Genomic DNA, 23,383 nt, shown 5'->3' with positions numbered 1-23,383 from the left:
TATGATGAAATTTGCCGTACCGGTTTTTCCAGGCTCCAATTGTGATTATGATATGCTCAACGCGTTGCGTGATGTGTTAAAGGTTGAAGCGGCATTAGTTCCAGCCACGGCGACTGATTTAACGGGTTACGACGCGGTGATTTTACCAGGAGGCTTTTCGTACGGTGACTACTTGCGCAGTGGCGCAATTGCACGTTTTGCACCAATTATGGCGGCGGTTAAAGACTTTGCGGCCACCGGCAAACCAGTTATGGGAATCTGCAATGGGTTTCAAGTTTTGACAGAAGCTGGCTTGTTGCCAGGGGCCTTACAAGCGAATCGTTCCGCTAAATTTATCTGCGAAACCAGCGACTTGATCGTTCGCAATCCGGCAACTCAATTTACAAGTGATTATGCTGCCGAAGCCCATTTACAACTTCCTATCGCACATGGTGAGGGAAATTATTATTGTGATGAAGCGACTTTAGCCGACTTACGCGCCCATCAGCAAATTGTTTTTGAATATGCCGATAACCCCAACGGAAGTGTTGCCAATATTGCGGGGATTGTGAACCGCCAAGGCAATGTTTTAGGGATGATGCCGCATCCAGAACGCGCGGTTGAAGCAATTTTGGGTTCAACGGATGGCCTCGGTATCTTCAAGTCACTGTTAGCAAACCACGAGGAGGTTGCCCATGCTTAAAAATAATGAGTTAACTCCGGAAGCGCTACGTGATAGTCGTGCTTATCAAGAGTGGGGCTTAACGGATGATGAATATGCCTTAATTTCGGAAAAAGTTCTCGGTCGGTTACCAAACTACACCGAAGCTGGTTTGTTTTCAGGCATGTGGAGTGAACATTGTTCTTACAAGAATTCCAAGCCCGTGTTGAAAAAGTTTTGGACACAAGGCGAACAAGTGCTTGAAGGGCCTGGTGAAGGTGCCGGCATCATTGATATTGGTGACGGTCAAGCGGTCGTTTTTAAGGCTGAAAGTCATAATCATCCTTCAGCAGTAGAACCATACGAAGGGGCGGCTACTGGCGTCGGTGGCATTATCCGCGATATCTTTTCCATGGGTGCGCGGCCGATTGCTTTGCTGGATAGTTTACGTTTCGGTGAACCTAACGATGCGCATACTAAATACTTAATTGAACAAGTCGTTGCTGGAATTGGCGGTTATGGGAACTGTATCGGAATTCCAACGATCGGTGGCGATACGGTCTTTGACGCTAGTTATCAAAAGAATCCCTTAGTGAATGCGATGTGTGTCGGTATTTTAAACCAAGCCGACATTCAAAAGGGCCAGGCAACCGGGGTCGGCAACGCAGTGATCTATGTTGGTGCCAAAACCGGTCGTGATGGAATCAACGGGGCATCGTTTGCTTCTGCGGAATTTAATGATGCGAAAGCTTCACAACGTTCTGCCGTACAAGTCGGCGATCCTTTTATGGAAAAATTATTGATGGAAGCTTGTTTGGAAGTTATCCATGAACATCGCGAGGTGCTCGTCGGAATTCAAGATATGGGCGCGGCGGGGCTAGTTTCTTCCTCTGCTGAGATGGCTTCTAAGGCCGGCAGTGGTTTGGAATTAAATCTAGATTTGGTGCCACAACGAGAAAGTGGCATGACGGCATTTGAATTGATGCTTTCTGAATCACAAGAACGGATGTTGCTCTGCGTGAAAGCTGGCGCGGAAGCCGAAATTTATGAAGTTTTTGAAAAGTATGGCTTAGACGCCGTGACCATCGGTAAAGTGACGACGGGACATCAATATCAATTGTTCCATCATGACAAATTAGTTGCCGATGTACCGGTAGATGCCTTAGCAACGAAAGCCCCAGTTTATGAGCGTGAAAAGAAACGTCCAAGTCGATTAAACAAACAGAGTCATCATCAATTTATGCCTCGAATCGTTGACGCGACGGGCGCATTGAAGAAAATGCTACAACAACCCACGATTGCGTCAAAAAAGAGTCTTTATGAGACGTATGACTCTCAGGTTCAAACCAATACGGTTGTTAAACCAGGATCAGACGCGGGCGTGATTCGGATTCGCCACACCGATAAAGCATTAGCGGTGACGACGGATGTCAATGGGCGCTACTTGTATTTAAATCCACGTGTTGGTGGTGAGATTGCGGTCGCAGAAGCTGCTCGTAATATTGTGGCAAGCGGTGGGCAACCGCTGGGAATTACCGATTGCTTAAATTATGGTAATCCAGAAAAACCCGAACAATTTTATGATTTGGATGAGTCAGCAATGGGAATTGCCCGCGCATGTCAACTCTTTAATACGCCAGTTATTTCCGGTAATGTGTCATTGAATAATGAATCTAACGGTGAAGCGATTTATCCGACGCCAATGATTGGGATGGTCGGGTTGATCAAACATCAACGTGATATTACGACCCAAGACTTCAAAAAAGCTGGCGATGCGGTTTATGTTTTGGGGGAAACCGGTGCTGACTTTAACGGTAGTGAATTACAAAAGATGCTGACGGGAACGATTTCAGGGGAACTCTTTGATTTTGACCTTGTCACCGAGAATCAAAATCAACGGTTATTATTACGAGCGATTCAAAAAGGCTTGGTTGCCAGTGCGCATGATGTTTCCGAAGGTGGCCTGATTACGACGATTGCGGAATCCTGCTTTGGTAAAGGGCTAGGCGTTCAATTAAAGAGCTCATTGCCCGCTGCCAATTGCTTTGCAGAAACCCAGTCACGATTTGTCATCTCAGTTTCACCGGCTAAAAAGGCCGAGTTTGAGAATTTGATGGACCCTTATGCGACTTATCTAGGGGTCACAACGGCCGATGATCGTCTATGGCTTGAAACGGCGGATCAAAATTTTGATATTAAAGTTAGTTTTGCCAAACGGTTATGGGAAGGAGCCTTACCATGCCTACTGAAGTAAAAGGATTAAATGAAGAGTGTGGGGTCTTCGGCGTCTGGGGAACGCCAGATGCTGCGCAAATCACTTACTTCGGGTTACACGCACTTCAACATCGCGGTCAAGAGGGGGCAGGAATTACTGCCAATAATCACGGTGAGTTGCAATCAGAACGGGGACTGGGATTGTTAGCGGATGTTTTCCGCGATCCAGCGCGTTTGGAACGCTTAACTGGGACTGCGGCGGTGGGCCATGTTCGTTATGCGACCGCTGGCAATCACGGTGTCGAAAATATTCAACCTTTAGAATTTAACTTTAGCGATGCGCAGTTTGCGCTAGCTCACAACGGGAATTTAACGAATGCGGTAACCTTACGGCGTAAATTAGAACAAAATGGGGCGATCTTTCATGCCAGTTCTGACAGCGAGATCTTAATGCATTTAATTCGGCGCAGTCCAGCCGCCACTTTGACGGATCAAGTGAAAGATGCTTTACGACAAGTCCATGGCGGCTTTGCTTACTTATTGCTAACCAATGATCGGCTATTTGCCGCGTTGGATCCAAATGGCTTTCGGCCCTTAGTGGTTGGACAATTGCCAACGGGTGGCTATGTTGTTTGTAGCGAGACGTGTGCCCTAGATACCGTTGGGGCAACCTTTATTCAAGACGTGCATCCCGGTGAATTACTGACGATTGATGCGGACGGTTTGAAGATCGATCATTATACGACCGACACGCAGTTAGCGATTTGTTCGATGGAATACATCTACTTTGCACGCCCTGATTCGGATATTCATGGGGTGAATGTCCATTCGGCGCGTAAACGGATGGGCGCGGCCTTAGCTCAGGAACAGCCGGTTGACGCAGATATTGTGGTGGGGGTGCCCAATTCCTCACTGTCCGCGGCGACTGGGTACGCTGAAGCGAGTGGCCTACCTTATGAAATGGGCTTGATTAAAAATCAATATTCATCACGGACTTTCATTCAACCGACCCAAGCGTTGCGTGAACAAGGCGTGCGGATGAAATTGTCCGCAGTCAAAGGGGTGGTTGCGGGCAAACGGGTCGTCTTGATCGACGATTCGATCGTTCGGGGAACCACTAGTCGGCGTATCGTGAAGTTGCTAAAGGATGCCGGTGCTAAGGAAGTTCATTTGCGGATTGCCTCACCACCGTTGCGTTTTCCTTGCTTTTACGGCATTGATATTCAAACGACTAAAGAGTTAGCAGCAGCCCAACAAACGATTCCAGAAATGTGCCAAACGTTTGGTGCCGATTCATTAGGATTTTTAAGTGAGCAAGGTGTCATTGATGCGGTTAGTTTAAAAGTTGCCGCACCGTATGGGGGACTATGTATGGCGTATTTCAACGGTGATTACCCAACCCCGCTATATGATTATCAGGCTGAATATGATGAAGAACAGCGACAATTATTGCACAAATCAGTCAAGAGGTGATTAGGTGAGCGACGCATATAAAAAGGCCGGAGTCGACCTAAATGCCGGCTATGAAGTCTTAAAAGAAGTTAAACAATTGAGTGGTAATGCCCAGTTGGGTGCCTTTGGTGGGTTATTCCCATTAGCTGCTGGGGCCGTCAACCATGACCCCGTTTTAGTTGCGGGGACGGATGGTGTTGGGACCAAGTTATTGATCGCAATTGAAGCCAATCAGCATACGACCATTGGTATTGATCTCGTGGCTATGTGTGTGAATGACATTTTAGCACAAGGTGCCAAGCCACAGTTCTTCTTGGATTATTTAGGGCTCGGCCACACGGATCAAGCGCGTGTCAAAGCCATTTTACAGGGCGTTGTGGCTGGTTGTAAGCAAGCTGGGACGCAGCTGATTGGTGGCGAAACAGCGGAAATGCCTGATATGTACGGTCAAGATCACTATGATCTCGCTGGCTTTGCCGTTGGGATTGCTGATCGTGCAGATTTACTCAAACCAGAAAATGTCCAAGCGGGCGATCTGTTGATTGGCTTACCATCGAACGGCTTACATTCAAATGGGTTCAGTCTCGTACGGGATATTTTATTTAAACAGCATGATTTTAAACTGACACATGAGTTTCCTGAACTCGGTCATGATTTACAAACTGAATTATTGCGACCAACCAAGATTTATGTCGATGCGATCTTGCCGTTATTGCAGCAGCATCTGGTAGCAAGTTTGGCACATATTACGGGTGGTGGCCTGATTGAGAATGTTGCGCGGGCATTGCCAACAGGCTTGTCAGCCCAATTTGAAGTTGGCACTTGGCCGGTGCCACCAATCATGACACGCTTGGCTGAACTTGGAAATCTGTCACGTGATGATTTACGATCAACGTTTAACTTAGGCTTAGGTATGGTCTTGATCGTTCATCCGACTGAATTAGCCGCGTTAACAGCGAGCTTGGATCAGTGCCAGCAAGCTTATTATCAAGTTGGTCAAGTGACAACTCATGGCGAACCAGTCGTCTTTCAGGAGGGTCAACATGCGTAAAAAGTTGGCAATCTTTGCTTCTGGTCAGGGGACTAACTTTGTGGCCTTACAACAGGCGATTAAAACCCGACCGATTGCGGCTGAAATTGCGTTATTAGTTTGTGATGAAGCCACGGCTCCGGTAATCAAAAAGGCGCAAGCCGACCAGATTCCGGTATTAGTGATTAATTTTCATGATTATGCGACTAAAGCTGCAGCGGAAGCAATTATCCTCTCTGCCTTGCAACGCCAACAGATTGATGCCATCTTGCTAGCGGGTTACATGCGGATTATTGGCAAGACTTTGTTAACCGCTTATCCACATAAAATTATTAATATTCACCCAGCCTTGCTACCAAAGTTTCCCGGACGTCACGGGATTGAGGATGCTTTTGCTGCTGGCGTCACTGAGACGGGGGTCACGATTCATTATATTGACGCTGGGATCGACACCGGTCAAATTATTGGTCAGCGTCGCGTACCGGTCAAGCCGGGTGACACCATCGACAGTTTAGCGACCCGGATTCATACAACCGAACATCAATTTTATCCAGACGTTTTACAATCACTCATCAATGAAGGAGCTATTTAAATGACAAAGCGCGCATTATTAAGTGTCTCTGATAAAAAAGGTTTAACGGATTTTGCAAAAGGGTTAGTGGCCTTAGACTACGAATTAGTTTCAACTGGTGGAACTAAAAAAGCGTTAGCTGCGGCCGGTTTGCCAGTGACGGGGATTGAAGAAGTAACCGGTTTTCCTGAAATGCTGGATGGCCGCGTTAAAACGTTGCATCCTAAAGTTCATGCCGGCTTATTAGCACGGCGGGATTTACCAGCACATATGGCGCAACTGGAAGCTGCGGGGATTACGCCAATTGATCTGGTTGTCGTTAACTTATATCCTTTCAAAGCGACGATTCAACAACCAGATGTGACCCAAGCCGAAGCTATCGAACAAATTGATATTGGGGGTCCCTCAATGCTTCGTTCGGCCGCTAAAAATTTTGCGGCGGTGTTACCAATTGTTGATCCAGCCGATTATGATCAAATTTTGGCTGACTTACAAGCTGACACGATTACACCAGAATTACGGCAACGTTTGGCGGCTAAAGTGTTCCAACACACGGCTAGCTATGATGCCTTGATTGCCCAATACTTAACAACTGATGAATTTCCAGACAAATTAACGTTAACTTACGATAAAAAGCAGGCCCTTCGTTATGGCGAAAATAGTCATCAAAAAGCGTCCTTCTATGAAAACGCGTTGCCAACGCCGTTTTCAATTACTGGGGCACAACAATTACATGGTAAGGAATTATCCTATAACAATATCAAGGATGCGGATGCCGCACTGCATATGGTCAGTGAATATACGGACCCAGCTGTGGTGGCGATGAAACATATGAATCCTTGTGGGGTCGGTTTAGGTGACACCATTGAAGCGGCTTGGGATAAAGCGTATGCCGCAGATTCAATTTCAATTTTTGGGGGAATCATCGCGTTGAACCGGCCGGTCGATTTAGCAACGGCTGAAAAGATGCACAAGATTTTCTTAGAAATTATTATTGCGCCTAGCTTTGATCAAGATGCTTTTGATGTGTTAGCCAAGAAGAAAAATGTGCGTTTATTGACGGTTAACTTTGATCAGGCACATACCGCTGATAAGTTTGAAACAATCTCCGTTGGTGGTGGTTTATTACGCCAAGAAGTGGATCAAGCCTTTGAAACACCAGCCGATTTCACCGTAGTTACCAAGCAACAACCAACGGCCGCACAATTAAAGGCCTTGGCTTTCGGACAACAAGTTGTAAAACACGTCAAGAGTAATGCGATCGTGGTCACAACTGCGGACCGGACGTTAGGCGTGGGCTCTGGGCAAATGAACCGAATTGACTCGACAAAGATTGCGATTGAAAAGGCTATGAGTAAACCTGGCTACGAAAATGCGATCTTGGCTTCGGATGCCTTCTTCCCAATGAATGACTGTGTTGAATTTGCTGCGCAACATGGGATTCGGGCAATCGTTCAACCAGGTGGCAGTATTAAGGATCAGGACTCGATTGATATGGCCGACCGTTATGGGATTGCCATGGTCACGACCGGTGTCCGACACTTCCGACATTAAGCGAAAGGATGGCAACCTATGGCTAAAGTTTTAGTAATTGGTAGTGGTGGTCGGGAACATGCCATCGCCAAAGCCCTATTAACGAGCTCGCAAGTGGACACGGTCTACTGTGCGCCTGGTAATCCTGGGATGACGCTGGATGACATTCAAACGGTCGCGATTGATGAAATGGCCTTCAAAGACTTAGCGTCGTTTGCTCGGCAAAATACGGTTGAACTGACCGTTGTGGGTCCTGAAGTACCGTTAGCAGCGGGAATCGTGGATTATTTTCAAGCAGCTGGCTTAGCCGTTTTTGGCCCTCATCAAGCAGCGGCACAATTAGAAAGTTCGAAAGTCTTTGCTAAACAATTCATGGCACGCCATCAGATTCCGACAGCGGGTTATCAGTTGTTTCATGACTTGACGGGAGCTTTGGCCTATAGTCGTGCGCAACCGGTACCCCAAGTCATTAAAGTAGATGGTTTGGCTGCCGGAAAAGGGGTCACGGTCGCTATGGATCGGGAGACTGCCGAAACGGCGCTGGCCCAAGCATTTGCAAGTACCGATACGGTTTTGATTGAAGACTATGTGGCCGGTTTTGAATTCTCTCAAATGGTGTTTGTCGGTGGTGACAAGTACGTTTTATTGCCAACAGCGCAAGATCATAAACGGTTACTAGATGATGATTTAGGGCCGAACACAGGTGGGATGGGTGCTTATTCCCCCGTGCCCCAAATTACACCGGCCATTATTGCGGAGACAGTCGCGACGATTGTTGAACCAACAATTGCTGGGTTAAAAGCGGATGGCTTGAGTTTCGAGGGGGTCATTTATATTGGTGGAATTCTGACCCCGGCTGGTCCGCAAGTCATCGAATATAACTTGCGGTTAGGCGATCCAGAAGCGCAGATCTTATTGCCACAATGTCAAAGCGATTTCTATCAGCTCATTTGTGATTTGTTGCAGCACCGCCAACCGGTCGTGCAATGGCAAACAACTGACACTTATCTGGGAGTCGTTTTGGCAGCGCCGGGTTATCCTGGGCCAACCCAGACCGGGGTTCCCGTCCCGACTGTGGCCGGCGCTGACTATGCCAGCGTGGCTGGAAAGCCCGGCGCACTGGTCAGTGCCGGTGGCCGGTTAATGATGCTGACAGCGCATGCTGGTGACTTGGCGACTGCCCAACAGGTGGTTTATGAACAATTAACTCAATTAGAGCTTGGTCCCTTGATTTATCGGCATGATATCGGTGCTAAAGGTCTAGCTGAAAAATAAATTAGCGTGAGCATACAAAAATAATCGTCCTTTTAATCACATCAGTGGTTAGGAGGGCGTTTTTTTGATATACACTATGATTTTTTGTTTCTGCAAGGTCAAGTTGTGGCTGATTTTTTATCGAATAAAAGATTAAGAAGAAAAGTCTACAAGCAGCTATAATGGAATCTGAGACGCGTTGTATTAGCATAGATTGCCGCTCCGGTTGGTCTGGACTGATGCTGGAACGTGGTGGCCACGTTTGTGAGCCAAAGTACGGTCTCACAAGCCGGGCTTTTCCTAAGCTGGAAGTTCACCAGCAAAGGAAAATTTCACCACTGAGCATCATCCCGCCCGCCCTGCGCTAGTCAATAGTCCTAATATCAATTTGCCTTTCGTTGATACTAGTTTTATCAAGCTTCTTTTACTAAATCGCGATTGAACATCAGTGTTGACTGGCTCGTTTGCTGTGGTTTACCCAGGTCTGCCTAAAACAAACGGGATGGTCAACAGAGACGGATAATTGTTATATCGTGGTTGACTTCGTTCTTGGAATGTTGAGTTCATATTGGTTCGAAAATGGACTAGATGATGAATTTTACAGGCAAATATTTTCTGCTAAAAACAGCTCACAAAGATATATTGTTAATAAAATCACATTTTTAATATTACTCAATCACTAAATTTAAATAATCAAAAGCATGCTTTTAAGTGGAGTAACGATACTAAATTATCCCCTGATACTAAAACTTAAAAAGGGCGTTGCGAAAAACACAACGATATGATACGGTTTAATTGTTAAAGAATTCACAACTTGTAATGCTGTTATTCTGAAAAGAGAAAGCTACAATGCTAACAAGTCTTTAGTTATCACTAGAACCCTATGGTCAATCTTTTCTTTTCCCGAAACTTCGGCAAACGTTGAGACAACAATTATGACAATCAAAGTCGCTTCTTTGAATCCTATTCAGACTAGGTCATACAGGAAAAATGATCGTCAAATCCATTGGAATTATGTCAGAATTTATTTGGATAAGGGGCAAGCAAAAGCTTCAATGTTTGATGTGATTAGTGGTGGCTTGATTTTAGTTATTTCAGTCAGAGGGTTAATAACTGGGGATGGTAGTAGATGAAAAATAATACGCGATTAATTGTGCTGATTAGCTTATCAGTAGCAATTTTTCAATATTTGTATATTGTATTCATTTCACCGTTAATAAATTCAATTAATATTCGAGCAAGTTTGAGCGCAGTATTTAGTGTTGTAATTGTCTTATTGATTTACTTTGTGGATAAGCATTATCGATAATTTATTAAGTCTTTGTAGGTTCAGATGGGGGCACTCGTTCTGAAGGTGTGTCATTAAGTAAATTTGAATAAATTTATGTTTGTGAGCTTGTAATGGATCAGTGCGATATTTAAGTATAAACAACCTGTTTAGCGATAGGATCACCATCGGCATGATATCGGTGCTAAGGGTGTAGCTGAAAAATAAATTGACCAGAGTCCCTTGACAATTATGAGAAATCGACTTATAGTTTAATCATCATTTAATTGTAATCTCATATTTGCGTTGAAGAGAAGAGTAGTCCCTAGTTTTAGGTAACAGTGAGCCCGACGAGTGGAAACGGGTCCTAAACTAAGGTCGAAGATGAGCTCTGAGCATGTCAGGCGGTTCACGCTGACTGACCGGTTGCAACCGTTAGCTTGCCAGGTATCAACAGGTACCGTTGAGGCTGATTGTGCAAACAATCGGCGAAGTTAGGGTGGTAACGCGCAGTCAAATCGTCCCTTTTAATCACATTGGTGGTTAGAAGGGGCGATTTTTTTGATTATGATTAAAACAAAATTTGACGGGGGCTTTTATTATGACAACAGCAACACAAACATTTTCTAATCGGACCACTTCACCATTTCGCTATGACTTTGTTGGGAGTTTTTTACGACCAGCCGCACTAAAGACTGCACGCGCGCAATTTGCGAAGGGTGACCTTGATGACGCTGGACTTAAAAAGGTGGAAGACGCGGCCATTATTGACTTGATTCAAAAAGAAGAAGCTGCGGGGTTAAAGGCTGTTTCCGATGGTGAATTTCGTCGGAGCTGGTGGCATTTAGACTTTTTCTGGGGTTTGCAAGGAATTACCAAGAAGCAACTGGCACAAGGCTATGTCTTCCATGATGAAGAAACTCGTGCCGAATCGGCTTATGTCAGTGGCAAAATTACTGGGGCCAACCATCCGTTTGTTGAACATTTCAAATTTGTCCGTGACCATGTCAGTGCTGGCACGCAAATCAAACAAACGATTCCGGCACCAGCCCAATGCTTAGCCGAATTGCAGCGGCCAGAAAACGTGGCCGCATTACGACAAGTCTATGCGAACGATGCGGCGGTCGTGAAGGATTTAGCGGCAGCTTACCATCAAGTGATTGAAGATTTATACGCCGCGGGAGCACGAACGATTCAACTCGATGACTGTACGTGGGGCATGTTAGCTGGGAATCACGCTAAAGGGGCCGAAACTGGGGAGGTTTCAGCTCGTAACGATGCGGTGCTGGATCAGAACAAACAACTGTATTTAGAAGTGAATAATGAAGCTGTCAAGGACTTGCCAGCTGATTTGACCATTAACACGCATATTTGTCGTGGAAATTACCATTCAACTTGGGCGTCTGCCGGTGGCTACGATTCCGTGGCTGATCCCTTGTTTAATCGGGAAAACGTCAAAGCTTATTACCTTGAATATGACAGTGACCGTGCCGGCGGTTTCGAACCGTTGAAGTTAGTTAGTGATCACAAATTAGTGGTTTTAGGATTATTGACTTCTAAATCAGGTGAGTTGGAAGATCGTCAAACGGTGATTGATCGTATTCATGAAGCCGCTCAATACATTCCATTGGACCGGCTATGTTTAAGTACGCAATGTGGGTTTGCCTCGACTGAAGAAGGTAATGTTCTCACTGAAGCGCAGCAGTGGGCAAAGATTGCCTTAGTTAAATCAATTGCAGAAGAAGTCTGGGGTGCTTAATTAGCCCAGCGATGAGTCATTAGCCAAATTGGTTGATGGCTTATTTTTTTATTAAAGGTTGAAAGATGAAAATTAGTTGTCCCTTTTTGCTTCCGGTTGCGGGACTGGTTTAAGTCTCAGAAACAAACGTCTTGGCCCTCGCAATCAAGTCTATCAGTGACAACCTCCGGCTAATTCAGGAATAGCAGTAGCCGACATGGTGTTGTTCACAATAATTTTTGGTTTTTCAATTTTTTTTGCTTTAAATGTCATATATAGTTGACATTTTTAGTCTGACTGTTAGACTTGTGGTGTCATATATAGTTGACATTTTAAAAGGAGTGGTTGCGTTGAATCGGGTGAAAGATTATCGTAAGGCGGCAAAATTAACCCAATTTGAATTAGCACAGGCGGTTGGGGTTGCGCGTCAAACCATCAATTTGGTTGAAAATGACAAGTATAATCCATCACTCGATTTTTGTATTCGTTTGGCGCAAGTATTGCATACGGATCTTAATCAGCTATTTTGGGAGGAACAGGGGCATGAAAAATAGGGGAAGCTTACATGATTTAGTGGTCAAATGGTTCTTTGGCATTACGGGAAATTACGATGAATATAAGCGTCAAGTGGTGGGGCGAATCAGTACGAATGCCTTCTTAGCTTGCTTTATTTTCATGATTTTTGCTACTGCCATCGCTGGAATGTGGGGAATGCGGTCACCCTATGAGGCCTTAGTTGGTTTGATGCTGGCAACTGCCGTATTTTCGTTGGGCATCATTGCACCGTATGTGATGATTGCTAGTCATCGGGCACATCTGACGGATCAAGAAGTTGGACAGCCATCTATTGGTCAAGTACGCCGAAAAATTGGCTGGCAAGCACTTGGACTGGGCGTCTATTTTGGTGTCGTCACGTACTGCTTAGCTGCCGGTAATACTGTAATGGCGGATGGGAGTAACTTCTTTGACGCTTTGCGTTTGCCTAGTAATATCTGGCATGCGGTGTTTGGCGGCATATTCTTTGGTCTCTGGATGGGATTGATTCGACTATTTCGGTTAAAAAAACAAAGCTAATTTAATCATCGTTCGAGATATAATTAAAAAGGATTCAGAAATTTACGACAAATTTCTGAATCCTTTTTTCTGTTCATAGGGTTGAAACAAAACTTTTTTAGGCGACAAAGGCAAAGTAAGCGATGAAGACGATCATCATGGTCCACATCAGCGCATTAACTTCACGCCAACGGCCCTTAACCGTCATGGTGATTGGGTAGAAGATGAAGCCAACGGCCAAGCCTTCGGAAATACTGTAAGTTAACAGCATCATGATCATGGTAAAGAAGGCGGGCACGGCAATTTCAAACTTCGTCCAATCAATATATTGTACATTTGATAACATTAAGATCCCAACGATAATCAGCGCCGAAGCCGTGACGGCCGACGTGATCACGGATAAAAGTGGGGAGAAGAAAGCCGCAATGGCGAATAATACAGCGACTACGACGGATGATAAGCCAGTTCGTGCCCCAACGGCCACGCCAGAAGTAGATTCCACATAGGCCGTAGTTGGAGATGTCCCAAAGATTGCGCCAATGGTAGTAGCTAAAGCGCCACTAAACAAGGCTTTACCAACACCTTTGACTTCACCGGTGTCATGATTGACCATGCCGGCTTCAGTGGCAACGCCGACCAAAGTACCAGATGTATCAAACAGACCGATGATGAAGAAGGTTAAAATAACGATAATCATTTGAAACGAGTTAATGTCTGTTAAATGCGTGACCGCTTGCCCAAAGATTGGTTGAACACTGGGGACGCCACTAATGATGCCAGTGGGTAGTGGAATGACTTTAAAAATCATCCCGACCACAGCAGTGATGAACATTCCCCAGAAAATCCCGCCGGTCACATTGGCTGTCACTAACATGACACCAACGATGATCCCGAAGATCGCCAGTAACACGGTTGGACTGTGCAAATTACCTAACGCGACTGCATTGGATTTGCTGGCGACGATAATGCCGGAAGTCTGTAAACCGGAGAAAGCGATGAAAAGGCCAATCCCCGCAGAAACGGCATATTTGAGGGCGCTAGGAATCAAGTTGATCAATTTATCTCGTAACTTAGAAAGTGTTAGGAGAATAAACAGTATCCCAGCCACGAAAACGCCGGCTAAAGCGGTTTGCCAAGGAATGTGCCATTCTTGCACGACCGTATACGTGAAGAACGCGTTAAGTCCCATTCCGGGTGCGAGGGCGACTGGAAAGTTTGCGACCAGTCCCATTAATAAACAACCAACGATTGCCGCCAAAACAGTGGCCGTGAAGACCGCAGTTTTGTTCATTCCGGCACTGCCCAATAGTTCGGGGTTTACCGCTAAAATGTACGACATGGCTAGAAAAGTGGTTAAGCCACCAATGAGTTCAGCTCGGACAGAAGTGCGTCGTTGCTTTAAATGAAATAATTGCTCTAAGATATTGTCCCGCTCCTTACATTATAAAAGGTTAACAATTCAACAATTATCCAGTATAACATACTGGTTTTTGGATGGTAGGGGAGAATTACCGTGATGCTAAACCAATGCAAATAAAAGACCGGTCCAATCGCAATTGTCGCGACAAGATCGGTCCATATTTTTTATAAAATTAATGATTTTCTTCGTTTAAGCCGACCGATTCATCGTCGATCTTTTTTTCAGCCGCATGACGATTGAATAGTAGATTAAGTAAGACAGCCGCTAAACTTCCGACGACCACACCGTTACCGAGCATGATTTGCAGGGAGTTTGGTAGGAATTGGAAGATGTTGGTCTGCACCGTGACACCGAGACCTAAACCGATTGAGACAGCTGCCACTAACAGGTTGTTGTTATTACGAAAATCAACTTGGGCAAGCATCCGAATCCCTTGAATGCCAACGATCCCGAACATCACAACCATGGCACCACCGAGGACCGGGTCAGGAATAACCGTCGCCAAGGCACCAATCTTCGGTAACAGCCCTAGAACGACTAAGAAAGCTGCCGAGAAATAGATGGGTTTTCGTGTTTTAACTCCAGAAAGTTGGAGCACGCCGACGTTTTCTGAGAAAGTCGAGTAAGGGAAGGTATTGAACAAACCGCCTAAGATCACGGCAATCCCTTCGGAACGATAGCCCCGTTTTAAATCATCACCTTCAATTTTTCGACCGGTGATGTCGCCTAAAGCGAAGAAAACGCCGGTTGATTCGACCATCGTTGTTAAGGAAACTAAGATCATGGTTAAAATGGACGACCATTCAAACTTGGGGGTGCCGAAGTAGAACAGCGTTGGCAGGTGAAACCAGCTGGCTTCGGCGACTGGTTTCAGCGAGACCATGCCGAACATGCCGGCAAGTAACGTTCCGACTAAGATTCCAACTAAAATGGCGACAGATTTCATGAACCCTTTGGCAAAGACACTGATTAATAAAATAATGGCAATAGTCAGAAAGCCAATTCCTAAAGCGGGTAAATTACCGAAATTTTTAGCGGTCGCGTCACCGCCACCTAAGTTTTCAAACGCCACGGGAATCAAGGTAAAACCGATGATTGTAATCAACGACCCGGTGACGACTGGGGGAAAGAGGCTTTTAATTTTAGAAAAGAGGCCCGCAATCAAGAAAATAAAGATTCCGGCGCCGATAATTGAACCGTACATCGTGCCTAAGCCATATGTTTGACCGATTTGAATCAGTGGATTAACCGCCTGAACCGCACAACCTAGCACGACGGGGAGGCCAATCCCAGTCATCGGCGTGCGTTTTAATTGTAGAAATGTGGCGATTCCACACATGAAAATATCAATTGAAACTAAGTAAGTCATCTGTTCAGTACTAAAGTGAAGTGCGGCCCCAATTAATAGTGGGACTAGGACGTCGCCAGAGTACATCGCTAACAAATGTTGAAATCCTAAAATCGCCGCTTTGACGTTGGAGATTTTAGGAGTAGTCACTGTTTCTTTCAAAAAATTCTCCTCCTCAATTCTGCGAAATTGCCTAAAAAAGAGGACACCCCGGCAAACGGGATGTCCTCGTCTGCTTATAGTCCAGCGTTTACGGCGCTGGGTAGAAACTCGTCATCCATATCATGACATTATATAGGCAATCACTCGTATTTGAATGGGATAATCTTAACATAGATGAAAACCGAAGACAATGAGAATCGAACAAATTAATGTTCGTGAAATAGCTAACTTTACTCGTCCCGAAAATGTAAACGTTCACTTTTGTTTGACTTGATTATGCCAAAGAAGGACGGCCATTTCTAACGTTTGAGTCTGTTCAGGATCATCGAGATTCAGGGTTAACATTTTTTCGATCTTCTTTAAACGATAAATCACGGTGTTACGATGAATCGATAAATGGCCGGCAACTTCGGCAATGTTTTGATGGTAGTAAAAGTAGCCATAGAGCGTGTTCAATAAATTCAATTGCTCATTGGCGCTGACGCCACCCACTAGTCCGCCTAAGACACGTTCGACGAATGACTTTGCTTCATTTTCCGGTATTAAGGAAATTAATTCTTTGACGTATTTCGGCCGATAGATTGTCACCGCATGTGGACTGTTTTGGCTCAACGCCAAGGCTTCGGCAGCTTCATTGTAAATCGTTGCGAGTTCCGTAAGTGGTAAAGTTGAGTAGCTGTAACCAGCAATTAAGCGAGCTTGTTTATCCAATTTGGGTTGAATAAAGTCCACGAGTGCGGTTAAAAAGTGTTGGGCATTTTGGGCGTCATTGATCAGCAGGACCAGTTGTTGTTTGAGTGAAAAGGCAATGACTGGCGTTTGATACTCCTTGATAAACCAGAGTGTGAGTTGTTGGACTTGTTCCAACAATTGGTTACTGAGCAGGGTTTGATGATGGGTCGTCACTAAAATGGTGGCACAGTGAAATTTAGTCGTTGGTTCAATCTGACGAGCTTTGAGTGTCTTGTTCACGAGGTCGTTGGAAATGCCGCCATCCATGACATTCAAATAGAAACCACTTTGATTTCGGAAGGCAGATTCGTTCAACATGTCGACCCGACTGTTCACGAAACTTAAGGTATTGATGACGACTTGGGTCAGCATCTGATCAGTCGAGTTGTCGGCATCCAGTTGGAGTACGCCGACAAAGGCTTTATTTTCCTTATAAGCCGAGAATAGCGGAATGATGGTGAGTGCTTGGCCGTGATAGGTTAAATTTAGGCGCGTATGTAGCTTGAAATAGTCAATATGAGTCTGATTGCGCAAATAATCGGTGAGACTATCGCGAGTCATGGGCAACGTTTGTGACGCACTCACGACTCGAAAATGGCTGTCCATTAAAAAGAGTGGATGGTCGATGAGTTCGCTACATTTATTCAGTACGGTTGCGTGTGACGGATCTTTTAATAAGAAGTCGGCTAGGGTTTGATTAACTTTGACGATATGGCTTAGCTCGTCAGTCTGTGATTTTAAAATAATGGTGAGCATTTTGCGCATCGTTTCTGAAATCAATTCGTCGGCTGGCGTCACAATAATTGGAAAGTTAAGTTGGTCGGCTAAGTCCAACACTGCTTGCGGCATGTGATCTAAATAACGTTGGTCTTTAAAGCCTAGTCCGGCACAATTAGCGGCCTGCATTGCTGTGATCAAGGCTGTTGGGTCCGTAGTCGTATTGATGAAAGGATAGCCGTTGGTGATCAGAAATTGATGGGCTTTCAAATAGTCCGCAATGTCAGGTGATTCAATCATCCCAATATTGTTGATTTCCCGATTGAGCCCACGTTCACCCGCGATTACCCGCATCTGACGCATTGATGGCGTATTTAATAATGTCTGTAAACGCATGGCACGTCCCCCCTAGAATTAGTTATCCTTCACAAGTAGTATACCGATAATTTGGCAGTTTGACTATAATTAAATGAGAAAAAGGTTAAAGAAATATTAATTGATCAACTATATTACTTATTAACTAAATTTTAAAGCCGTATCTGTTGGTCATTAGGTGTCAATAATTTGGCAGTGAACATTTAGTGGCTTTTTCGTTTTTAGCTATAAATCTAAAGGTTGAAAGACTCAAAAGCACCACAAATGTTGTCGTATCGGTAACCCATAAGCCTAAAATAGACTTACCTAAATTTAGCGCTCCGTCAGTCAAAATCGGTGTGCTGTGGGGGACGGCGCCAGCCAAGGTACGGTCTGACGCCTCAATTCCAAGCCGACAAAACACGTCTTTGAATTGCCCCGTGAGATTAGTCAGCCAAGAACGCCGATTAATCTCGTCGACACCGCACACCGATTTTGACTGACTCCGCTAAGCATAAATAGCTACTGACTTAGCTGGAGGTTGTTGCTGATAGCATCGGACGTGCAGGTAGTGTTTGACCGGCGTTCTTTTGCCGGTCTTACACCACGGACGGTCCGGGAGATTTGCGGCTTTGGCAAAGTTTCCGGGCGAGGTTCAAGACGTTTCTATGGCTTGAACCGGTCCCTCGTCCGCATGTTATCGGCAACAACCGGAAACGGCAGTAGTCGACTAGTTTTCATTACCGGATTGTTGACGTAGTGGTGCAGACCGGCAATTTTTAACTTTCAACCTTTTTCTCATCATAATATAAACCTCAATTGCAAAATATTTAGACGATTCAATCAGCTTTAGTCTAGCAAACAAAGCAGGCTATAGATGGGCATTTCACCAACCGAAGTCGTCATCCCATAGGAGTCAGATTATTTCAATTAAATGATTACTTGTGTTTACAGATTTACTGATGAGAATGCAATCTCGGATTTTAGAAGAAGGTTATTTTATTCTCATCGTCACATTAAGTTTGGTTTGAATTAAGATTAAAGAATGACGATAATATCAGACAGAATATAGTTTCTTGCCATCGATGACTATATGATGGCTTTTCATAAGTTTCATGAAGAAGATACCCAAAAATCGGATTCAGTAGGTCTATTTGATTTTAAAAGACTATCAGGAGGAGTAGATCATGACAGTAATAAGATTAGATGACTTCTTAAAGGAAGCACTAAAAGATCCCGAATTCAAGATAGGATATGATGCTGAGGTAGCCAAGCAATCCATTGCAGTCGCGGTGATGCAAGCACGGGAACGGGCTGGGATGACTAAAAAGGCGCTTGCTTTCAAGGCTGGGTTACCACAGTCAACAGTTGCCAGAACTGAACGTGGTTCGAATACTAGTATTGACACTTTATCTAACGCGTAGTGCTAGTCTTGTAACATTTGTCGGATAGTTCATTGATTAAATCAAATTATATGCAAAAAGCCCGCATTTGCGGTAGCTTCTAAGGTGACTAAACCCAGAAAGAAGAACCGTAAATGCAAGGCCTCCTTAAAGCTATCCCAAAATTCAATTTAATTCAAGCAACCGTCCAAGAATTCATCAAAATAATTACACCAATTTACCAACTATTGCCAAAAAGATTTCGTTTTCGTCAAAATTATCGTCAACTAAAAGTTAATGACGTCACGATTATCGCTTGTATGCTTGCGCGAATAGCGTTACGTGACCCTTCAGAAACCCACTTCCATCAAACTTTGGCGGCTTCCGGAGTGGTTGTTCCAGAACGAAGTCGTTACAATCGTCGGTGTCGCGACCTTCTTCAAATAATGAAGTTGATCCGTCAGTATCTATTGAAGCGATATCGGCATGGCAGCACTTATGAAATCATTGATAGTGCCCCAATCACTTTGGTCTCAGCAAGACGAAGTAATCAAGCAAAAGTCTTACGAGGTGTAGCTCATAAAGGCTATAACGCAACCAAGCAACTATATTATTATGGCTTCAAGCTACATGCGGTGATGGATAATGACGGTTATTTTGTGAACTGGGAACTGACACCAGCAAACGTTGATGATAGAAAACCAGTTGAAGAGCTTTTACGAGAAGCACCGGCTCATCAAGTCTTAGCAGACGGCGGATACTTGAGCCGGAAGCTTCAAGAACGATTAAAATCACAAGGAATCAACTTCTGGTTTCCACTGCGAAAGAACATGAGGAAAACAGATCATATAAATTCCTCATTTCTAAAAAATCAACGACGATATATTGAAACAGGTTTTAATAATTTGAATATCGTTGGCCATTTTGAACATCCTGGAACCCGAACGCTAATCGGCCTAGGTAGCCGATTAGCGGCACTATTTTTATGGAACATTATCAAGGTTCATAGCAATCTAGCTCAAGGTAAAAGCGGACTTAGCATAAATTAGTGCTTCACTAGAAATATTACGGAACTAGCACTACGCGTTATCTAAACTTGCGTCTGCACTTGGAGTAGAACTCAAAATCAGTTTTAGCTGAATCATGCGTTTACGGTTAACTTACATTCTTGACTAGGCTTAATTTTCTTACAAGTTGCTATCAAATTAGCTATAAATATCATTTCTAGTGCATCGTAGCTTTTCGAACCACTATTTAACGTCGGAGTGGACCAGTTCGTTTGCCCTGCAGACCGAGCTTTGGCTGCAGGTCTGCCTCACAGCAAACGTACTGGTCAACGGAGACGGACAATTAATGCGTCATTTTAACAATGATGGCATCGGCGTGCTGGAAATTACTAGAATAGTGACTTTCACTGATTTTTCCTTGACAGTCATGCAACATTTGGTTACACTTATTTCAATTAAACAGCACCTTTAAATTAGTCCTGTGAGGCTAATAAGGGGAACGGTAACTAGGAGTCTCCCAGCTTTTTCGCAGGAAAAAACGGGGGACTCTTTTTTCTTCCTCTTGGTGGACATCAAACGGAAATGGAGCTGACTAACATGGCACGAGAAGTCGTTGATGCAATGACGATGCGCCGCGCACTTACGCGGATCACGTATGAAATTATCGAGCAGAACAAAGGGGTCGGGAACTTAGTCTTTATCGGGATCAAGACCCGTGGGATCTTTTTAGCCCAACGTTTGGCGCAACGCTTGAAACAATTAGAAGGCGTGGATGTGCCGGTTGGTTCGTTGGATATTACGTTGTATCGTGATGATCACCATGCGATTGATGTGCAAGGTCAGGCGGAATTAAAGGGTGCAGAAATTCCCGTTGATATCAACGGCAAACATATCATTTTAGTTGATGATGTGCTGTTTACTGGTCGCACTGTCCGGGCCGCTTTGGACGCCTTAATGGACCAAGGTCGTCCCGCCAAGATTTCTCTGGCTGTTTTAGTTGACCGGGGCCATCGTGAATTACCAATCCGTCCTGACTTTATTGGGAAGAATATTCCAACTGCTTTAGATGAACAAGTCAATGTCGCCTTAGAAGAACATGACGGCCATGACGGGATTTCTATTGAAAAATTAGAATGATAAATTGAATAACTAACCATTTAATTGTTTCCAGAGAGGAACGAAACGGTTTGGCCATGCGTGGCCGCTTAATCGGAGTCTAACCTCTTTGCAAATATTTTTTGCACGGTGGTTAGACTTTTTTTAAAACCTAAGGAGACGCAAAGATGCAAGCAACAAATTATATTGTGAGTGTGGACCAATTCTCAAATCCAGATGTGCTTCATTTCATCAAATTAGCTCAAGCGTTTAAGCAGGGCTTAACGGTGCAGTTAAAGCGGCCAGCCTATGCGATGAATCTCTTTTTCGAAAATAGCACGCGGACCCATACCAGTTTCGAAATGGCGGAACGGCGTTTAGGGATGCAAGTGATTCCGTTCGACCCAAAAACGAGTTCGGTCACGAAGGGTGAAAGTTTGTTAGATACCTTACGCACGATCCAAGCAATCGGGGTCGATCTGGCAGTCATCCGTCATCCGCAAGATAACTATTATCAACCACTACTGGATGCCAAGTTGCCGATCAGTTTGATCAATGCCGGTGATGGCAGCGGTCAACATCCGTCACAATCACTGCTGGATATGTTGACGATCTATGAGGAATTCGGCCACTTTGACGGCTTAAAGGTGGCGATTGTCGGTGATTTACAACATTCACGGGTGGCGCGTTCGAATATGAGCCTCCTGACGCAACTGGGGGCTCAAGTCTACTTTAGTGGTCCCGCAGCGTGGTTCAACGATGATTTTGCGGCGTATGGCACGTATTTGCCCATCGATGACTTAGTTGGTCAAGTTGATGTCATGATGTTGTTACGGGTGCAACACGAACGGCTTACGCAAACAAACAATGAAGCGTTCGATGCAACGACTTATCACGAAAGGTACGGCTTAACTAAAGCGCGCGCCGCAAAATTACCTGCGCAAGCGATTATCATGCATCCCGCGCCCGTCAACCGGGGCGTTGAGATTGCCAGCGATTTAGTAGAGTCACCACAATCACGAATTTTCCAGCAAATGACGAACGGGATGTATATGCGCATGGCGATGGTCGCACACATTTTGGTTCAACGAGGCTTATTAGATGCCCAACAATTGGAGGATGCCGCAAATGTCAACTTTAATTAAAAATGCACGTGTTTTAGACGCGGAACAATTAACAACTAAAGATATTCTGATTGAGGACGGTAAGATCAAAGCCATCGGTCATGATCTGAATCAACAATATGGCGCGGCGGATCATGTCATCTGCGCGGCGGATCGTTTTGTCACACCGGGACTCGTTGATGTGCATGTGCACTTACGCGATCCTGGTCTGACTGAAAAAGAAACGATTGAAACGGGGACGCTAGCCGCCGCCCACGGTGGGTTTACCACGATTGGGGCGATGCCGAATGTCGATCCAGTTCCCGATACGCCGGCTAAAATTGCGCTGATGGTCGCTGAAAACGCGGCTAAAGCCCACGTCCATGTAGCACAATATGCCAGTATCACGACAAATCGGCAGGGGGATGAGTTAGTCGACTTTGAAGGGGTCAAACAAGCCGGGGCTTTTGCGGTTAGTAACGATGGTTCCGGTGTTCAAACGGCAGGCACGATGTATCGTGCCATGTGTGGGGCGGCTAAAGCCGGTTTGACCTTGGCAGCTCACGTGGAAGATGATTCCTTAACGATGGGTGGCGTGATGAACGCTGGCCCAGTGGCGGACAAGTTAGGTTTGCCAGGAATCATGGGCATTTCGGAATCGTCACAAATTGCGCGGGATGTTTTATTGGCCGAAGCCAGTGGCGTCCATTATCACGTTTGCCACGTTTCAACTGCCGAAAGTGTCCGGGTGATCCGTGATGCGAAGCGCGCCGGTATCAATGTCACTTGTGAGGTCTCGCCGCATCATTTATTACTGACGGATGCGGATATTACCTTGGATAATCCGATGTTGAAAATGAATCCACCGTTACGTTCACCTAAGGATCGCGCCGCGTTAATTGCGGGATTGTTAGATGGGACGATCGACATGATTGCGACCGACCACGCCCCTCACACGGATGCGCAAAAGAGTGGCTCCATGAAGACGGCTGCCTTCGGAATTACGGGCTTGGAAACGGCTTTTGCCACGCTCTATACCGCGCTGGTTAAAACAAGGCTCCTCACGCTAAGTCAATTGATCGACTTAATGAGTACGAAGCCAGCACAATTATTTGACCTCGACCAAGCTGGGCGATTAGCGCCAGGGATGCCGGCGGATTTAGCCATTATTGATCTTGACCACGAGTATGAAATTAAGGCCGCAACGATGTTATCAAAAGGCCACAACTCACCGTTTATCGGCTGGCACGTCTACGGCAACGTCTTAATGACGCTGGTTGACGGCCAAGTCGTTTATGGAAAGGACTAGCA

Annotated in this window: 18 protein-coding genes and 1 riboswitch; of the genes, 15 read left to right on the top strand and 3 right to left on the bottom strand. The window is 45.1% G+C overall.

Features of this window, described 5'->3' with window-relative positions:
- Position 1: 1 nt before the first annotated feature.
- From purQ to RA086_RS10510, 10 genes are all read left to right on the top strand, one after another.
- Positions 2-682, top strand: coding sequence for a phosphoribosylformylglycinamidine synthase subunit PurQ (gene purQ / locus RA086_RS10555; protein ID WP_308703754.1), 681 nt, complete (start codon positions 2-4; stop codon positions 680-682).
- A complete protein-coding gene (purL, locus tag RA086_RS10550) occupies positions 675-2,894 on the top strand; it encodes a phosphoribosylformylglycinamidine synthase subunit PurL (protein ID WP_308703753.1) in 2,220 nt (739 codons plus the stop codon). Before purQ ends, purL begins: the two co-directional genes overlap by 8 nt.
- Positions 2,879-4,327 carry an amidophosphoribosyltransferase gene (purF, locus tag RA086_RS10545; protein WP_308703752.1) on the top strand — a complete coding sequence of 483 codons (1,449 nt, stop codon included), beginning with the start codon at positions 2,879-2,881 and terminating at the stop codon, positions 4,325-4,327. Before purL ends, purF begins: the two co-directional genes overlap by 16 nt.
- Before the next feature lie 4 nt (positions 4,328-4,331).
- Positions 4,332-5,357 (top strand): phosphoribosylformylglycinamidine cyclo-ligase, encoded by a 1,026-nt coding sequence (purM, locus tag RA086_RS10540; protein WP_308703751.1) that lies wholly within the window; start codon positions 4,332-4,334, stop codon positions 5,355-5,357.
- Positions 5,350-5,928: a phosphoribosylglycinamide formyltransferase gene (purN, locus tag RA086_RS10535; RefSeq protein ID WP_308703750.1), complete on the top strand. Its 579-nt coding sequence runs from the start codon at positions 5,350-5,352 to the stop codon at positions 5,926-5,928. The genes purM and purN overlap by 8 nt, the downstream gene beginning before the upstream one ends.
- Positions 5,929-7,461 carry a bifunctional phosphoribosylaminoimidazolecarboxamide formyltransferase/IMP cyclohydrolase gene (purH, locus tag RA086_RS10530; RefSeq protein ID WP_308703749.1) on the top strand — a complete coding sequence of 511 codons (1,533 nt, stop codon included), beginning with the start codon at positions 5,929-5,931 and terminating at the stop codon, positions 7,459-7,461.
- Positions 7,462-7,479: 18 nt separating this feature from the next.
- Positions 7,480-8,715 (top strand): phosphoribosylamine--glycine ligase, encoded by a 1,236-nt coding sequence (purD, locus tag RA086_RS10525; protein WP_308703748.1) that lies wholly within the window; start codon positions 7,480-7,482, stop codon positions 8,713-8,715.
- Positions 8,716-10,562: 1,847 nt separating this feature from the next.
- The gene (locus RA086_RS10520; protein WP_308703747.1) at positions 10,563-11,720 is read left to right on the top strand and encodes a 5-methyltetrahydropteroyltriglutamate--homocysteine S-methyltransferase; all 1,158 of its coding nucleotides are present in this window, start codon (positions 10,563-10,565) and stop codon (positions 11,718-11,720) included.
- 329 nt (positions 11,721-12,049) lie between these two features.
- Positions 12,050-12,253 (top strand): helix-turn-helix transcriptional regulator, encoded by a 204-nt coding sequence (locus RA086_RS10515; RefSeq protein WP_308703746.1) that lies wholly within the window; start codon positions 12,050-12,052, stop codon positions 12,251-12,253.
- On the top strand, positions 12,243-12,773 hold the full coding sequence (locus RA086_RS10510; RefSeq protein ID WP_308703745.1) for a DUF3278 domain-containing protein: 531 nt from the start codon (positions 12,243-12,245) through the stop codon (positions 12,771-12,773). The genes RA086_RS10515 and RA086_RS10510 overlap by 11 nt, the downstream gene beginning before the upstream one ends.
- Positions 12,774-12,870: 97 nt before the next feature.
- Here the strand turns inward: RA086_RS10510 and RA086_RS10505 are convergent, their stop codons facing one another.
- From RA086_RS10505 to RA086_RS10495, 3 genes are all read right to left on the bottom strand, one after another.
- On the bottom strand, positions 12,871-14,175 hold the full coding sequence (locus RA086_RS10505; RefSeq protein ID WP_308704462.1) for an NCS2 family permease: 1,305 nt from the start codon (positions 14,173-14,175) through the stop codon (positions 12,871-12,873).
- A gap of 169 nt (positions 14,176-14,344) precedes the next feature.
- Positions 14,345-15,682, bottom strand: a complete 1,338-nt coding sequence (locus tag RA086_RS10500; protein ID WP_308703744.1) for a nucleobase:cation symporter-2 family protein — start codon at positions 15,680-15,682, stop codon at positions 14,345-14,347.
- Positions 15,683-15,739: 57 nt separating this feature from the next.
- A riboswitch (purine riboswitch) is annotated at positions 15,740-15,838 on the bottom strand.
- A 99-nt stretch (positions 15,839-15,937) separates the two neighbouring features.
- The gene (locus RA086_RS10495) at positions 15,938-17,527 is read right to left on the bottom strand and encodes a PucR family transcriptional regulator (protein WP_308703743.1); all 1,590 of its coding nucleotides are present in this window, start codon (positions 17,525-17,527) and stop codon (positions 15,938-15,940) included.
- A gap of 1,145 nt (positions 17,528-18,672) precedes the next feature.
- On the opposite strand from RA086_RS10495, the gene RA086_RS10490 reads away from it, so the two are divergent.
- The 5 genes from RA086_RS10490 (at position 18,673) to RA086_RS10470 (ending at position 23,381) form a co-directional block, all read left to right on the top strand.
- A complete protein-coding gene (locus RA086_RS10490) occupies positions 18,673-18,909 on the top strand; it encodes a helix-turn-helix domain-containing protein (RefSeq protein WP_308703742.1) in 237 nt (78 codons plus the stop codon).
- 113 nt (positions 18,910-19,022) lie between these two features.
- Positions 19,023-19,916: an IS982 family transposase gene (locus RA086_RS10485; RefSeq protein WP_308701964.1), complete on the top strand. Its 894-nt coding sequence runs from the start codon at positions 19,023-19,025 to the stop codon at positions 19,914-19,916.
- Positions 19,917-20,456: 540 nt separating this feature from the next.
- A complete protein-coding gene (gene pyrR / locus RA086_RS10480) occupies positions 20,457-21,011 on the top strand; it encodes a bifunctional pyr operon transcriptional regulator/uracil phosphoribosyltransferase PyrR (RefSeq protein ID WP_308703741.1) in 555 nt (184 codons plus the stop codon).
- Between the two features lie 146 nt (positions 21,012-21,157).
- The gene (locus RA086_RS10475; protein ID WP_308703740.1) at positions 21,158-22,114 is read left to right on the top strand and encodes an aspartate carbamoyltransferase catalytic subunit; all 957 of its coding nucleotides are present in this window, start codon (positions 21,158-21,160) and stop codon (positions 22,112-22,114) included.
- Positions 22,098-23,381, top strand: coding sequence for a dihydroorotase (locus RA086_RS10470; protein WP_308703739.1), 1,284 nt, complete (start codon positions 22,098-22,100; stop codon positions 23,379-23,381). The genes RA086_RS10475 and RA086_RS10470 overlap by 17 nt, the downstream gene beginning before the upstream one ends.
- The last annotated feature ends 2 nt before the right edge of the window (positions 23,382-23,383 follow it).

Origin of the sequence: Lactiplantibacillus brownii (assembly GCF_031085375.1) — a bacterium.
Lineage (GTDB): Bacteria > Bacillota > Bacilli > Lactobacillales > Lactobacillaceae > Lactiplantibacillus > Lactiplantibacillus brownii.
The sequence above is the reverse complement of the archived record's forward strand: the minus strand, read 5'-3'. Positions and strand labels throughout refer to the sequence as shown.